General features: G+C 68.2%; 14 protein-coding genes. All 14 read left to right on the top strand.

The window, feature by feature from the left end:
• Positions 1-19 precede the first annotated feature (19 nt).
• The 14 genes from KGD87_RS08235 to miaB all read left to right on the top strand — a co-directional run bounded on the left by KGD87_RS08235 (position 20) and on the right by miaB (position 14,477).
• On the top strand, positions 20-796 hold the full coding sequence (locus tag KGD87_RS08235; RefSeq protein WP_163787402.1) for an enoyl-CoA hydratase-related protein: 777 nt from the start codon (positions 20-22) through the stop codon (positions 794-796).
• A 4-nt stretch (positions 797-800) separates the two neighbouring features.
• The gene (locus KGD87_RS08230) at positions 801-1,502 is read left to right on the top strand and encodes a hypothetical protein (RefSeq protein WP_284666914.1); all 702 of its coding nucleotides are present in this window, start codon (positions 801-803) and stop codon (positions 1,500-1,502) included.
• Entirely contained in the window at positions 1,499-2,641 is a 1,143-nt protein-coding gene (locus KGD87_RS08225; protein WP_163783637.1) for an acyl-CoA dehydrogenase, read from the top strand. Before KGD87_RS08230 ends, KGD87_RS08225 begins: the two co-directional genes overlap by 4 nt.
• A 5-nt stretch (positions 2,642-2,646) precedes the next feature.
• The gene (locus KGD87_RS08220) at positions 2,647-3,099 is read left to right on the top strand and encodes an AgmX/PglI C-terminal domain-containing protein (RefSeq protein ID WP_176411852.1); all 453 of its coding nucleotides are present in this window, start codon (positions 2,647-2,649) and stop codon (positions 3,097-3,099) included.
• A 10-nt stretch (positions 3,100-3,109) separates the two neighbouring features.
• Positions 3,110-4,255 carry an acyl-CoA dehydrogenase family protein gene (locus tag KGD87_RS08215; protein WP_284666913.1) on the top strand — a complete coding sequence of 382 codons (1,146 nt, stop codon included), beginning with the start codon at positions 3,110-3,112 and terminating at the stop codon, positions 4,253-4,255.
• Between the two features lie 297 nt (positions 4,256-4,552).
• Entirely contained in the window at positions 4,553-6,265 is a 1,713-nt protein-coding gene (locus KGD87_RS08210) for a 30S ribosomal protein S1 (protein ID WP_002639616.1), read from the top strand.
• Positions 6,266-6,501: 236 nt separating this feature from the next.
• The gene (locus tag KGD87_RS08205; RefSeq protein ID WP_284666912.1) at positions 6,502-7,683 is read left to right on the top strand and encodes a thiolase family protein; all 1,182 of its coding nucleotides are present in this window, start codon (positions 6,502-6,504) and stop codon (positions 7,681-7,683) included.
• An 81-nt stretch (positions 7,684-7,764) separates the two neighbouring features.
• Complete coding sequence (locus KGD87_RS08200) at positions 7,765-8,463, top strand: CoA transferase subunit A (RefSeq protein WP_163783632.1); 699 nt, start codon at positions 7,765-7,767, stop codon at positions 8,461-8,463.
• A gap of 11 nt (positions 8,464-8,474) precedes the next feature.
• Positions 8,475-9,131: a CoA transferase subunit B gene (locus KGD87_RS08195; protein ID WP_284666911.1), complete on the top strand. Its 657-nt coding sequence runs from the start codon at positions 8,475-8,477 to the stop codon at positions 9,129-9,131.
• A gap of 62 nt (positions 9,132-9,193) precedes the next feature.
• Entirely contained in the window at positions 9,194-9,562 is a 369-nt protein-coding gene (locus KGD87_RS08190) for a TIGR02266 family protein (RefSeq protein WP_284666910.1), read from the top strand.
• Between the two features lie 8 nt (positions 9,563-9,570).
• On the top strand, positions 9,571-10,866 hold the full coding sequence (locus KGD87_RS08185; RefSeq protein ID WP_284666909.1) for a class I SAM-dependent RNA methyltransferase: 1,296 nt from the start codon (positions 9,571-9,573) through the stop codon (positions 10,864-10,866).
• A gap of 209 nt (positions 10,867-11,075) precedes the next feature.
• Positions 11,076-12,473 (top strand): VWA domain-containing protein, encoded by a 1,398-nt coding sequence (locus tag KGD87_RS08180; RefSeq protein ID WP_284666908.1) that lies wholly within the window; start codon positions 11,076-11,078, stop codon positions 12,471-12,473.
• A gap of 32 nt (positions 12,474-12,505) precedes the next feature.
• A complete protein-coding gene (locus KGD87_RS08175; RefSeq protein ID WP_284666907.1) occupies positions 12,506-13,015 on the top strand; it encodes a hypothetical protein in 510 nt (169 codons plus the stop codon).
• Positions 13,016-13,088: 73 nt separating this feature from the next.
• Positions 13,089-14,477, top strand: a complete 1,389-nt coding sequence (gene miaB, locus KGD87_RS08170) for a tRNA (N6-isopentenyl adenosine(37)-C2)-methylthiotransferase MiaB (RefSeq protein WP_284666906.1) — start codon at positions 13,089-13,091, stop codon at positions 14,475-14,477.

The raw sequence follows: 14,477 nt of genomic DNA, 5'->3' as shown, positions 1-14,477 counted from the left end.
CACCTCAGGAGCCTCGAACATGGCCTACGAGAACATCCGGCTGGAGCAGGAGGGCGCCGTCGCGACCCTCTTCATCGACCGCCCCAAGGCGCTCAACGCCCTCAACACGAAGACGCTGCAGGAGCTCGAGTCCGCGCTGAAGGCCCTGCCCGCGGACGTGCGCGTCCTCATCGTCACCGGCGGCGGAGAGAAGGCCTTCGTCGCGGGCGCGGACATCGCGGAGATGGCCGCGCTCACCGACGCCCAGGCCCAGGAGTTCGGCGCCCTGGGGCACCGGGTCATGGCCGCGCTGGAGGCGCTGCCCATCCCGACGATCGCCGCCGTGAATGGCTTCGCGCTCGGCGGCGGCTCCGAGCTGGCCCTGGCCTGTGACTTCATCTACGCCTCCGAGAAGGCCCGGCTCGGTCTTCCCGAAGTCGGCCTGGGCGTCATCCCCGGCTTCGGCGGCACCCAGCGCCTCACCCGCCTGGTGGGCCGCGCCCGCGCCAAGGAGCTCATCTTCACCGGCGACCGCATCGACGCGGCCAAGGCGAAGGAGCTGGGCATGGTGCTGGAGGTCCTCCCCGCGGACGGCCTGCTCGCGCACTGCCGCGCCGTGGCGGAGAAGATGCTCAAGAACAGCCCGCTGGCCATCTCCAAGGCCAAGCAGGTCATCGAGGCCGGCGCCGACCAGGACCTGCGCGCGGCGAACGAACTCGAGCGCAAGGCCTTCGGTGACCTGTTCGGCTCCGAGGACCAGCGCGAGGGCATGAAGGCCTTCCTCGAGAAGCGCATCGCGACCTTCACCGGGAAGTAGCGCGGTGAAGGGGCTCGCAGCCGGGGGACTGCTGACGTGTCTCCTGGCCGCCACGCCGGCCCGGGCCTCTGACGACGATGGGGACGCGCGGGCCCCCGTCCTGGTGTCCTGGAAGCGCACGCTGTGCCTCTACACGGGCTGCTTCCTGGAGCCGCTCATCCCCGACGTCCGCTACGAGTGGGGGCCGGACGCCCAGGAGGGCTGGGTGCTGTCCTGGCCCATCCACCCGTGGGCCCTGCCGCCGCTGGACGTGCCAGGGCCCACGCTGGTCGTGTCGCCGTTCCTGGAGCCGCAGCTCCGGCTGGGGCGGTCGGCCTTCCGGATGCTCGCCGGGGCACGGGTGTATGCGTTTCCTGACGCGGCGCGCTTCGGAGTGTTGGCCGAAGGGGCGGGGCTGTGGGGAGAGGATGGCTCGGGGGGCGTGGCCGGGCTGGGGTTGTCCTATGACTTCATCGAGCGGCACCGCGACACGGTGCCGTGGACCCTGTCCGTGGTCGTACGGCGGGCATGGACGGGGGAGGGGAGCCGGCTGGACGTCAGCCTCGACGTCACGGTGCCCCTCAACATGTTCTTGGGTACTCCCGGGGAATCCCGGGTCTCAGGCGACCGGACGGTGTCCCGCCGGCACGCCACGGCGCGCTTCCGCGCACGCGCCGCGTCTTCGCTGTTCCAGAGGGAAGCCCCTCATATTATGGAGGTTCCATGAACTTCGAGTTGACCGACATCCAGCGTGAAATCCAGCGGATGACCCGCGAGTTCGCGGCCAAGGAGCTCATCCCCAACGCCCGCAAGTGGGACGAGCACCACGCCTGGCCGACCGACGCGGTGAAGAAGCTCGCCGAGCTGTCCCTGCTGGGCGTGGCCGTCCCCGAGCAGCACGGCGGCGCCGGGCTCGACAACGTCTGTTACGCCATCGCCATGGAGGAGATCAGCCGCGGCTGCGCCTCCACCGGCGTCATCATGAGCGTGAACAACTCCCTCTACTGCGATCCGATCATGAAGTTCGGCACGGACGCGCAGAAGGAGCAGTTCCTGGCGCCCTTCGCCCGGGGTGAGAAGCTGGGCTGCTTCGGCCTCACCGAGCCCGAGGCCGGCAGCGACGCCGCCGCGCAGAAGACGGTCGCCGTGCGCAAGGGCGACGAGTACGTCATCAACGGCTCGAAGAACTGGATCACCAACGGCCCCAAGGCCGACGCCATCGTCCTGATGACCATGACGAACCGGGAGGCGGGCCACAAGGGCATCACCGCGTTCATGGTCCCCACGGACACCCCGGGGTTCATCCGCGCCGAGCCGGACAAGAAGATGGGCATCAGCGCCGCCTGGTCCTGCTCCATGTTCTTCGAGGACATGCGCGTGCCGGCGAAGTACATGCTCGGCAAGGAAGGCGAGGGCTTCAAGATCGCCATGAGCACGCTGGACGGCGGCCGCATCGGCATCGCGTCGCAGGCGCTGGGCATCGCCCGCGCGGCCTACGAAGAAGCGGTGCGCTACTCCGGTGAGCGCAAGTCCTTCGGCAAGCCCATCCGCGAGCACCAGGCCATCCAGTTCATGATCGCCGACATGGCCACGGAGATCGACGCGGCCCGGCTGCTCGTGTGGCGGGCGGCCCTGCAGAAGGACAAGGGCGTGCGTCACAGCGCGGAGAGCGCCATGGCCAAGCTGTACGCCAGCGAGATGGCCAGCCGCGTGGCGAACAAGGCCCTGCAGGTGCACGGCGGCATGGGCTACAGCAAGGAGATGGACGTGGAGCGCCACGTGCGCGACGCGCGCATCACCGAAATCTACGAAGGGACGAGCGAGATCCAGCGCATCGTCATCGCCGCCAACCTGCTGAGGGAGTAACCGTCATGACCCGAGCGCTTCTCTCCGCAGTCGTCCTGGCCTCGGCGGTGGCGCTCGCGCAGGGCGCCGCCCCCACGAAGGCGCCCACCGGCGGCAAGCCCGCCGCCGCGACGCCGGCCCCCGCCAAGCGCGACGGGCCGGACATCGAGCGCATGCCCTTCACGCCCGACTCCGTCCGCCAGGTCGTCCAGCACCACCAGCGCCGCATCCAGGAGTGCTACGAGGACTACATGGCGGAGAAGGACCGGACGGTGGAGGGGAAGCTGATGACGACCTTCACCATCGACGCCAACGGCCTGGTGAAGGACGCCCGGGTGGTGAAGAAGACCAGCACGCTGAAGGACCCGAACCTGCACGACTGCGTCCAGGCCGTCCTGTCGTCCATGACCTTCCCGAAGCCCCCGGATGGCGCGGACCACCCCATCGAATATCCGTTCAACCTCAAGGCCATCGAGTAGGACTACCGCCGTGAACCTCGAGCTCACCGAGACGCAGACCCTCATCCGTGACACCGCTCGCAAGTTCGCCCGCGAGCGCGTGGCACCGCAGGCCCGAGCGCTGGACCGCGAGGAGCGCTTTCCCACGGACCTCTTCCGGGAGTTGGGGGAGATGGGCCTGCTGGGGGTGAACCTCCCAGCGCGCTACGGCGGCGCGGAGGCCGGCGTGGTGTCCTACGCGCTGGCGATGATGGAGATGGCCGCGGCCGACGCGTCCACGTCCGTCGCCATGGCCGTCACCAACATGTGCGGCGAGCTCATCAACGCGTTCGGCACCGACGCGCAGCGCGAGAAGTACGTGACCCGGCTGGCGTCTGGCGCGGCCATCGCTGGCTCGTTCGCGCTGTCCGAGCCCCACGCGGGCTCCGACCCGGGCGCGCTGCGCACCACGGCGGTGCGGCGTGGGGACACGTGGGTCCTCAACGGCAGCAAGCAGTGGATCACCTCCGGCGCGCATGCGGGGGTGCTGGTGGTGTGGGCGCGCACGTCCCCCGCCGGCAACAAGGGCTTGTCGTGCTTCATCGTCGAAGGTGGGACGAAGGGGCTCATCATCGGCAAGCACGAGGACAAGATGGGCCTGCGCTCCTCGAACACGGTGCCCCTCACGTTCGAGGACTGCGAGATTCCGGCGGAGAACCTGCTGGGCGCCGAAGGGCAGGGGTTCAAGCTGGCCATGGTGGCGCTGGACGGCGGGCGCATTGGCATCGCGGCGCAGGCCTGCGGGGTGGGCCGCGCGGCGCTCGAGGCGACCGTGGCCTACGTGAAGGACCGTCAGGCGTTCGGCCAGGCCATTGGCGACTTTCAGGGCCCGCGCTTCATGCTCGCGGACATGAAGGTGCAGTTGGAGGCGGCGGAGCTGCTGACGCTGCGCGCCGCGTCGATGAAGGAGCAGGGCCAGCCGTTCTCCCGCGAGGCCTCCATGGCGAAGCTCTTCGCCAGCGAGATGAGCAACAAGCTGGCCGACAAGGCCGTACAGCTCCACGGCGGCTACGGCTACATCGACGAGTTTCCGGTGGAGCGGTACTTCCGCGACGCCCGCGCGCAGACCATCTACGAAGGCACCAGCGAGGTGCAGCGGATGGTGATTGCCCGTGAGAGCTTCAAGCTGAACGGCTGAGCGCGGCCCTGGAATATCAGGGCCTTGGCAGCCTGTTCGAGCCTCAGGCTGAGGACAGACGCCCTCCGGGACAGGGCTGCACGGCAGGGCAGGCGTTCTTAACTAGGTGCCAGGAACAGCACAGGGGGCACGAGCTCGCTTGACTACCGGAATCACCGGTGTCTAGGGTGCGCGGCTTCCATTAAATCAAGTCCTCAATGAGGAGGACGCACGTCCCGGCCCGCTGCTCCCCGCAGGCCGCGACGGAAAAACCACCATCAGGGGGCAGTTGTACCGGTTTCAAAGGACTTCCATTTCATGCAGCAGAACGTGAACCAGCAGGTCGGGATGGACGGCGGCGACGAAGACTTTGCCGCAATGTTCGAGGCCTCGCTCAAGGAGCGCGGTGGTGACGGGATCCTGAAGGAAGGGGAGATCGTCAAGGGCACCGTGGTCCAGGTGACGAAGGACTTCGCGATTGTCGACATCGGCTACAAGTCCGAGGGACAGGTCCCGATCTCCGAGTTCACCAATCCTCGCGGAGAGGTCTCGGTTCAGGCCGGTGACCCCGTCGAGGTCCTCCTGGAGAGCCGCGAGAACGACACCGGCATGGTCGTCCTCTCCAAGGAGAAGGCCGACAAGATGCGCATCTGGGACGAGATCAGCGCCGCGTGTGAGCGCGATGAGATCGTCAAGGGCACCATCGTCGGTCGCGTGAAGGGCGGCCTGTCCGTCGACATCGGCGTGAAGGCGTTCCTGCCCGGCTCGCAGGTTGACATCCGCCCCGTGCGGAACCTTGACCAGTACATCTCGAAGGAATTCGAGTTCAAGGTCATCAAGTTCAACAAGAAGCGCGGCAACATCGTGCTTTCCCGCCGCGTCCTCCTCGAGAAGCAGCGCGAGGAGATGAAGAAGGAGACCCTCAAGAACCTCAAGGAGGGTGCCGTCCTCAAGGGCGTGGTCAAGAACCTCACCGACTACGGTGCGTTCATCGACCTGGGCGGTATCGACGGCCTGCTCCACATCACGGACATGTCGTGGGGCCGCATCGGTCACCCGAGCGAGATGTTCAACGTGGGTGACGAGGTTCGCGTCGTCGTCCTCAAGTTCGACCCGACGCAGGAGCGCGTCAGCCTGGGCCTGAAGCAGATCCAGGAGGACCCGTGGCACCGCGCCGACGAGAAGTACCCGGTCGGCACCCGCGTGCGCGGCAAGGTCGTGTCCATCACCGACTACGGCGCGTTCATCGAGATCGAGCAGGGCGTCGAGGGTCTGGTGCACGTGTCCGAGATGTCCTGGACCAAGCGCCTCAAGCACCCGTCCAAGATCCTGGAGGTCGGCCAGGAGGTGGAGGCCGTCGTCCTGGACATCGATCCGAAGGCCAAGCGCATCGCGCTGGGCATGAAGCAGATCGAGCAGAACCCCTGGACGCTGCTCGAGGACAAGTACCCGATCGGCTCCGTCATCAAGGGTCAGATCCGCAACGTCACCGACTTCGGCGTGTTCGTCGGCGTCGAGGAGGGCGTGGACGGCCTGGTGCACGTCTCCGACATCTCCTGGACGGTGCGCATCAAGCACCCGGGCGAGATGTTCAAGAAGGGCGACGAGGTCGAGGCGGTGGTGCTCAACATCGACGTCGAGAACGAGCGCTTCAGCCTGGGCATCAAGCAGCTCCAGCCGGACCCCTGGGAGACGCTGTCCGAGCGCCTGCCCGTGGGCAGCCGCGTGAAGGGCAAGGTCACCAAGGTCACCGACTTCGGCGCGTTCGTGGAGATCGAGCCGGGCATCGAGGGCCTCGTCCACGTCTCCGAGTTGAAGGAGGAGCGTGTCGAGAACCCGCGTGACGTGGTGCAGGAGGCGCAGGATGTCGAGGTGAAGATCATCGACATCAACACCCCGGACCGGAAGGTCGCGCTGTCGATGAAGGCGCTGATCGGCGAGGGCGAGGACTACCGCGAGTACCTCCGCAAGCAGGCGGAAGGCTCGAAGGCGCGCCTCGGCGACGTGATGGCGAGCAAGCTGAAGAAGTAGTCTTCAGCCGCACGCGCTAGCACGGCGAGACGGCCGGGTTCCCGAGAGGGGGCCCGGCCGTTGCCGTTTCGGGGCCCCGAAACGGACGCGAAATTAGCGCGCCGCGTCGTGCACAGTGGACGCTCCCAGTCGTGTGGCGAGCAACGATGCTTGAACTCGGTGAAGTGGCCGGTGATAAGGGCCACCGACGCTGTTATCGAAGGTCATCCGCACATCCTCAAGAGGAGGCAGTTTTCATGGCTCGTGACGTCGTCATCGTGGGCGCGGCCCGTACCCCCATTGGTGCCTTTCAAGGCGCGCTCGCCAAGCTGACGGCCCCTCAGCTGGGCGCGATCGCGATCAAGGCGGCGCTGGAGCGCGCGGGCGTGAAGCCTGACGCCGTGCAGGAAGTCATCCTGGGCTGCGTGCTCACCGCCGGCGTGGGCCAGGCCCCCGCTCGCCAGGCGGCCATCTTCGCCGGTCTGCCCGAGACGGTCCCCGCCACCACGCTCAACAAGGTCTGTGGCTCCGGCCTCAAGGCCGTCAGCGCGGGCGCGCAGGCCATTGCCCTGGGTGAGGCGGACGTCGTCGTCGTGGGCGGCATGGAGTCCATGAGCAACGCGCCCTACATCAGCCACACGATGCGTGGCGGCGCGCGCATGGGCAACGTGGAGTTCAAGGACGCGATGATCCACGACGGCCTCTGGGACGTGTACGGCAACGTCCACATGGGCCTCTGCGCCGAGGAGTGCGCCACCACGCAGGACATCAGCCGCTCGCAGCAGGACGAGTACGCGCTGGAGTCCACGCGCCGCGCCATCCAGTCCCAGAAGGAAGGCCTGTTCAAGGCGGAGATCGTCCCGGTCCAGATTCCCGGCAAGAAGCCGGAGGACGTCGTCACCGTCTCCGACGACGAGGGTCCCCGCAACGCGAAGCCGGAGAAGATTCCGGGCCTGAAGCCGGTGTTCAAGAAGGACGGCACGGTGACGGCCGCCAACGCGTCCTCCATCAACGACGGCGCCGCGGCGCTGGTGCTGATGAGCGAGGAGCGCGCGAAGGCCGAGGGCCGCGCCATCCTGGGCCGCATCACGGGCTACGCGCAGGCGGCGCGCAAGCCGGTGGAGTTCACCATCGCCCCCACGGACGCCATCAACAAGCTGCTGACCCAGAAGGGCGTCAGCGCGGGTGACGTGGACCTCTGGGAGATCAACGAGGCGTTCGCGGTGGTGTCCATCGCGAACAACCGGCTGCTCGGCCTGGACGTGTCGAAGGTGAACGTGCGCGGCGGCGCGGTGGCGCTGGGCCACCCGATTGGCGCGTCCGGCGCGCGCGTGCTGGTGACGCTGCTGCAGACGATGAAGGACCTGGACAAGAAGCGTGGCGTCGCGTCGCTCTGCATCGGCGGCGGCGAGGGCATCGCGCTGATGGTGGAGCGCTGAACTTCCTCTCCCGATAGGGGAGGGGCACGGGGTGGGAGCCTGACAAGGGCCTTCACCCCGTTCGCACATGCGGGAGGGCGGATGAACAAGGTCTACGCGAACGCGGACGAGGCGGTCGCCGACATCCCAGACGGCTGCACGCTCATGAGCGGCGGCTTCGGGCTGTGCGGCAACCCGGAGAATCTCATCGAGGCACTTCACCGGAAGAACGTGAAGGACCTCACCATCATCTCCAACAACTGCGGCACCACCGAGCTGGGGCTCGGCATCCTGCTCCAGAACAAGCAGGTGAAGAAGATGGTGTCCAGCTACGTGGGAGAGAACAAGGAGTTCGAGCGGCAGTTCCTCTCCGGTGAGCTGGAGGTGGAGCTGACCCCGCAGGGCACCCTGGCCGAGCGCATCCGCGCGGGCGGCTGCGGCATTGGCGGCTTCTTCACCCCGACGGGCGCCGGCACCCAGGTGGCCGAAGGGAAGGAGACGCGCGTCATCGACGGGCGGCTGCATGTGCTGGAGACGCCGCTGAAGGCGGACTTCGCCATCGTCCGCGCGTGGAAGGCGGACCGCTGGGGCAACCTGGTGTTCCGCAAGACGGCGCGGAACTTCTCCCCGATGATGTGCATGGCGGCCAAGGTCACCATCGTCGAGGCGGAGCACATCGTGGAGCCCGGTGAGCTGGACCCGGATCTGGTGCACATCCCGAGCATCTTCGTGAAGCGCATCATCCAGGCGAAGAACCTCCAGAAGTGGATCGAGCGGCGCACCGTCCGCAAGTCGGCCTGAGGAGCCCAGCCATGCCACTGACTCGTGAACAGATTGCACAGCGCATCGCCCAGGAGCTGCGGGACGGCTTCTACGTCAACCTGGGTATCGGCATGCCCACCCTGGTGGCCAACTACATCCCGCCGGGCATGGACATCGTGCTCCAGTCGGAGAACGGCCTACTGGGCATTGGCCCCTGGCCCGTGGAAGGCCAGGAGGACCCCGACCTCATCAACGCCGGCAAGGAGACGGTGACGGCGGTGCCCGGCGCCGCGTTCTTCGACTCGGCGCTGTCGTTCGGGATGATCCGCGGCGGCCACATCGACATGGCCGTGCTGGGCGCCATGGAGGTCAGCGAAGAAGGCGACCTGGCCAACTGGATGATCCCCGGGAAGATGATCAAGGGCATGGGCGGCGCCATGGACCTGGCCGTCGGTGCCCAGCGCATCTTCGTGGCCATGGAGCACGCCAACAAGGACGGCAAGCCCAAGATCCTCAAGAAGTGCTCGCTGCCGCTGACAGGCCTCAAGTGCATCCACCACATCGTCACGGACCACGCGTACATCGACGTGACGCCGCAGGGGCTCGTCCTGCGCGAGGTGGCCCCGGGGGTGACGGTGGAGCAGGTGCAGAAGCTCACCGAGCCGAAGCTGACAGTGGCCCCCGACGTCCGTGAGATGAAAGTCTGAGCGTGTGGGGTTAAGGTGCACCGCCGCGGGCGTTGTACGAATCCCGCGGCGGAGCGCTTCCCATGGCAGACAGTCCCAACACCTCGACCCCTCATCCCCGCGCGCCCCGTCTGGAGTACGAGCTGCCGGTGGCCTACCGCAGCGTCTCCGGCTTCGTCACCGACTGGGCGGTGAACCTGTCGAAGGGGGGCCTGTACATCAACACCGACAAGCCGCTGGCCGTGGACACGGTGGTGCGCCTGCTGGTGACGCTGCCCGGCGCGCACTTCCCCGTGGAGCTGAAGGGGCGGGTGACGCGCACCAATGGCATGGGCGTGCCCGCGCCCCAGTCCCCAGGGATGGCGGTGGAGTTCCTGGACGTCGATGAAGACAAGCGAACGCGTATCGAGGAGTTCGTGGAGCGCCTGCGCTCGGAGCTCCCGCCCGAATAGCGCCTGAAATGCTGCCGCTCCCTGAACTTCCCGTCCAATTGACTGTCGAACGCCTGGGCCAGCTCGGCGAAGGCGTGGCCTCCTGGCAGGGGCGCACCGTCTTCATCCCGGGGACCTTCCCGGGTGACACCGTGCGCGTCCACCTGGAGACGCAGGGCCGCGTGCTGCGCGGAATCCTCCGGCAGGTGGTGTCTCCAGGCCCGGACCGGCGTGACGCGCCCTGCGTGCACGCGTCCGACTGCGGCGGCTGTGACTGGCTGGGGCTGGCCGAGCCCGCCCAGCGCACCGCGAAGCAGGAGATCGTCCTGTCGACGCTGGAGCACCTGGGCCACCTGGCCCGGGACAGCTTCACCGTGCGCCCGCTGCTGGTGGCGCCTCGCGACTGGGGCTACCGGCGCCGCGCGGTGCTGCATCCCGTGGGCAAGGGGGCGCTGGGGTACTTCGGCCGGCGCAGCCACGAGCGCGTGCCCGTGGAACGCTGTGGCGCGCTCACGCCCGTGCTCACGGCGCTCCCCGGGAAGCTGGCCCCGCTGCTCAAGCCCCTGGCGAAGGACACCGAGGAGGTGCTGCTGCTGGCGGAAGGGGACAAGGCCGCGTTCGCCGTGAATCTCAGCGGCCCGGTGATGGCGCGCCACCTGGAGGCCGCCGAGGCGGCCGTGCGCGCCCTGCGGCTGGAGGGGGCGGTGCTGGTGCCGAAGGAGGGCTCGGCCCGGCTCCTGGGCAAGCCCGCGCTGCGCTCCTGCTCACCGCTGCGGCCGGAGGTCCCCCTGTACCTGCGGCCGGATGCCTTCGCCCAGGCTCATGCCGAGGCCAACGTGGGGCTGGTGACCTCGGCGGTGTACGAACTGGGGGCCCGGGAGTCCGACACCGTGCTGGAGCTGTATTCGGGCAACGGCAACTTCACCTTCCCCCTGGCCGGAACCGCCGCGTCCGTGCTGGGCGTGGAGTCCTCTCCCGTGGGCGTGGAGCTGGCTCAGCGGAGCGCTCGGGAGGGCGGGGTGGCGAACGTGCGCTTCATCCAGGGTGACGCCCGCAAGGTCTGCGACGGGCTGGTGGCCGAGCAGCGCCGCTTCGACGTGTGCCTCGCGGACCCGCCGCGCGCGGGAGCCCCGGGCCTGGCGAAGTGGATGGTGGCCCTGGGCGTGCGCCGCGTGGTGTACGTCGCGTGTGATCCGGCGTCCCTGGCTCGGGACGCCGCGGGCCTGGTCGCCGCGGGCTACAAGCCCCTGGCCCTCCAGGTGGTCGACATGTTCCCTCAGACGCATCACGTCGAGGCCGTGATGGCCTTCGAGCGGTCGGCCTGAACAGCGGCAACACGTACCATCAGTCTTTGTCGCGCCGAGCAGACCGATGGACGAGCGCGGCGGCGTTCACTCTGGATTCAAGCAGGAATAGTCTGGAATTCAGTAAATTTTAGTGATTACACCGCGTGTACCAGGGAGGCAGGCGTCCGCTTGCTTCACGGCCGTTCATTCCCGATTGCGCGCGGGCCGTCCCCGGACATGATGGTTGCGTGGATGCCCGCATCGTCGAGTTCGCCGAAGTCCTCCGCCAGAACGGTGTGCGTGTCAGTACGTCCGAGGTCCAGGACGCGCTGCGCGCCACGTCCGAGGTAGGCCTCAAGGACCGGAACCTGTTCCGTTCGGTGCTCCGCACCACGCTGGTGAAGCGCGAGCTGGACGTGGACACCTTCAACCGCGCCTTCGAGTTCTACTTCTCCGGCGCGGCGCGGACGTTCGAGGCCATCGACAAGTCGCTGGCGCAGCAACTGGAGGAGGAAGGCTACCTGGAGGGAGACCTGCTGAAGATGGTCCTCATCCAGATGCACCAGCTCCTCCCGGAGATGTCTCCCCTGGCCCAGGCCGTGCTGATGGGAGACCGGGCCCGGCTGGCGCAGATCTTCCGGATGGCCTCGCTGCAGTTGGACTTGTCGCGAATGGAGAGCCCGCTCCAGGCTGGCTTCTTCTCCCGGCGCATGCTGGCGGCGGCCGGGGCGGACAAGGCCCGGTCCGACATGAAGTCACTGGAGGACGAGCTGCGGGCCCGGGGCCTCACGCCAGAAGGGGTGGAGATTGTCTCGCGCCACGTCGCCGCGGCGATGCGGAAGATCGAGGACGCCGCCCGCCAGGAGGTGAAGCGCCAGGCGGAGGCCCGCATCCGCCGCCGCACCGACACCGCCGCGGACAAGCCGCTGCACCTGCTCACCCAGGCGGAGGTGGACCAGATGGAGTCCGCCGTGCGCACCCTGGCGGAGAAGCTGCGCAGCCGGCTCATCCGGAAGCAGCGCTCGCGCCGCAAGGGTGCCCTCAACGTGCGGCGCACCCTGCGCCGGAACATGCCGTGGGGCGGGGTGCCCATGGTGCCCCAGTTCCGCAGCCGCCGCCCGGAGCGCCCGGAGCTGGTGGTGCTCTGCGACGTGTCCGACTCCGTGCGGCAGGCCTCGCGGATGATGCTGCTGTTCATGCACACGATGCAGTCGCTCTTCGTCCGCGTGCGCTCGTTCGTCTTCGTGTCCGACGTGGGCGAGGTGACGCAGTACTTCAAGGACCTGGAGGTGGACGCCGCCATCGACATGGCCACCGCGGGAAAGACGGTGTCGCTGAGCGCGAACTCCAACTACGGCCGCGCCCTGGCCGACTTCACCCGGGACCACCTGGGCAGCATCACCCGCCGCACCACCGTCATGGTGATTGGCGACGGGCGGAACAACTACAACGCGAACAACGCCTGGGCCCTCAAGGATCTGCGCCGCAAGGCGAAGCGGCTCTTGTGGATCTGCCCCGAGGAGCGTGGCAACTGGGGCATTGGCGACAGCGAGATGCTCACCTACGAGAAGCACTGTCACCAGGCCGTCGTCGTCACCTCCGTGTCGGACCTGGCCCGGATCGCCGACCAGCTCGTGCCCGCGTAATCCCGGGCCCATTCCTCCCAAGGCACCTCCCCATGTCCTCCTTCCTCGTCGACGACCACGGCTTCCAGGACGTCCCCAACCGCGAGTCGTCCACGGACCTCACCGCCGCCGACGACCGCACCCTCCGCTGGGCCGCGCCCCCGCTGGACGCGGCGATGCTCGACGCCCTGGTCCGCTACCAGCAGACCTACCTGGCCCAGGCCTCCGGGCAGGGGACGGAGACCCTGGCCAAGGCCCACACCGAAGCCCTGGCCGTGTCCGGGCTGGACGCCAGGACGGCGGAGCAGGGCAGCGCGTTGCTGCGGGCCTTCGGAGGACGGCGCTGGGCGGTCCGCAAGCTCCAGGACAAGCTGGGTCAGCTCCAGGGCGGCGCGGCGGACGAGCTCAAGGGCCGCATCCAGGACGAGCTGCTCAAGAAGGAGCGCGAAACCGACGCCCTGGCGCGGCGTTACGGCGAGGACGCCCTGGCGCTGCTCCGGGCCCGCGAAACAGAGCTGGTGGACCTGCACACCCGCCTGACGCACCTGCTCAGCCGGGGATGACGCCGGGCGGGCGGCGGGTTGCATTCCGCGTCCGGCCATCGGATAAGGGCACGTACTTGCTCAGGGTTCTTCCATGAAGCGCTATTTCATCCACACCTTCGGCTGCCAGATGAACGTCAACGACTCGCTCCGCATGAGCGAGGTGTTGAGCCAGATGTCCTACGCGCCGACGCCGGTGCCGGACAACGCCGACCTCATCATCCTCAACACCTGCTCCATCCGGGAGAAGGCGGAGGACAAGATGCTGTCCGCCCTGGGGAGGTACAAGCCGGTGAAGGCCAGCCGCGGCGCGCTGATTGGCGTGGGCGGGTGCGTGGCGCAGCAGGAGAAGGACAAGCTCCTCAAGAAGGTGCCGTACCTGGACTTCGTCTTCGGCCCCGACAACATCGCGCGCCTGCCGGACATCATCGGCCGGGTGTCCGCGGAGCGGGCGCGGGTGGTGGAGACGGCCTTCGTGAACTCGGAGGAGTACGTCTTCCCGCGCGCCGACCCGGAGACGTCACGCGGCAAGGTCACCGAGTTCGTCACGGTGATGAAGGGCTGCGACAACGTCTGCTCGTTCTGCATCGTGCCGCACACGCGCGGCCGCGAGGTGAGCCGGGCGTTCCCGGACGTGCTCGTGGAGGTGGCGGACCTGGCCAAGGTCGGCGTGCGCGAGGTGACGCTCATCGGCCAGAACGTGAACTCGTACGCGGGCGGCATCTCCTTCGCGCAGCTGCTGCTGCGCACCGCGGAGGTCCCGGGCATCGAGCGCGTGCGCTTCACCACCAGCCACCCGCACGACTTGTCCGACGAGCTGATCGAAGCCTTCCGCGTCCAGCCGAAGATCACCCCGCACTTCCACCTGCCGGTGCAGTGTGGCAGCGACCGCATCCTGAAGATGATGCGCCGCGACTACACGGTGGTGCAGTACCTGGAGCGCCTGGCGAAGCTGCGCGAGGCGCGGCCGGGCATCGCCGTCACCACGGACATCATCGTCGGCTTCCCCGGGGAGACCGAGGAGGAGTTCGAGCTGACGATGCAGCTCACCGAGCAGGTCCGCTACGACAACCAGTTCTCCTTCGTCTACAGCCCGCGGCCCAAGACGGGCGCGGCCCTGCGCGAGAAGGACTGGGGCCCGGTGCCGCACGAGGTGAAGATCGCCCGCCTGGAGCGGCTGCAGAAGCTGCAGCGGCGCATCAGCGGCGAAATCACCGCGGCGCTCGTGGGCTCGGAGGTGGAGGTCATGGTGGAGGGGCACTCGCGCTACGACGCCACCAAGCGCTTCGGCCGCACGCCGGAGAACCGCACCGTCAACTTCGAAGGGGACGCCCCCGCGGGCGCCTTCGTGACGGTGAAGGTGGAGCGCGCCACGCCCAACCAGCTCGCGGGCAAGCAGGTGGCCCTGCTCAAGCCGCCCACGGTGGAGCCGCTGCCGGTGCCCCTGGCCGATGCGCCGTTCCACGTCGTCGCGGAGGCGTAG

Source organism: Myxococcus sp. SDU36, assembly GCF_030168875.1.
Lineage (GTDB): Bacteria > Myxococcota > Myxococcia > Myxococcales > Myxococcaceae > Myxococcus > Myxococcus vastator.
The sequence above is the reverse complement of the archived record's forward strand: the minus strand, read 5'-3'. Positions and strand labels throughout refer to the sequence as shown.

What these genes read in the sequence shown, in the direction of transcription:
- KGD87_RS08235 (WP_163787402.1), top strand. Translation starts at nt 20, where the DNA reads ATGGCCTACGAGAACATCCGGCTGGAGCAGGAGGGCGCCGTCGCGACC.
- KGD87_RS08225 (WP_163783637.1), top strand. Translation starts at nt 1,499, where the DNA reads ATGAACTTCGAGTTGACCGACATCCAGCGTGAAATCCAGCGGATGACC.
- KGD87_RS08220 (WP_176411852.1), top strand. Translation starts at nt 2,647, where the DNA reads ATGACCCGAGCGCTTCTCTCCGCAGTCGTCCTGGCCTCGGCGGTGGCG.
- KGD87_RS08210 (WP_002639616.1), top strand. Translation starts at nt 4,553, where the DNA reads ATGCAGCAGAACGTGAACCAGCAGGTCGGGATGGACGGCGGCGACGAA.
- KGD87_RS08205 (WP_284666912.1), top strand. Translation starts at nt 6,502, where the DNA reads ATGGCTCGTGACGTCGTCATCGTGGGCGCGGCCCGTACCCCCATTGGT.
- KGD87_RS08200 (WP_163783632.1), top strand. Translation starts at nt 7,765, where the DNA reads ATGAACAAGGTCTACGCGAACGCGGACGAGGCGGTCGCCGACATCCCA.
- KGD87_RS08195 (WP_284666911.1), top strand. Translation starts at nt 8,475, where the DNA reads ATGCCACTGACTCGTGAACAGATTGCACAGCGCATCGCCCAGGAGCTG.
- KGD87_RS08190 (WP_284666910.1), top strand. Translation starts at nt 9,194, where the DNA reads ATGGCAGACAGTCCCAACACCTCGACCCCTCATCCCCGCGCGCCCCGT.
- KGD87_RS08185 (WP_284666909.1), top strand. Translation starts at nt 9,571, where the DNA reads ATGCTGCCGCTCCCTGAACTTCCCGTCCAATTGACTGTCGAACGCCTG.
- KGD87_RS08175 (WP_284666907.1), top strand. Translation starts at nt 12,506, where the DNA reads ATGTCCTCCTTCCTCGTCGACGACCACGGCTTCCAGGACGTCCCCAAC.
- miaB (WP_284666906.1), top strand. Translation starts at nt 13,089, where the DNA reads ATGAAGCGCTATTTCATCCACACCTTCGGCTGCCAGATGAACGTCAAC.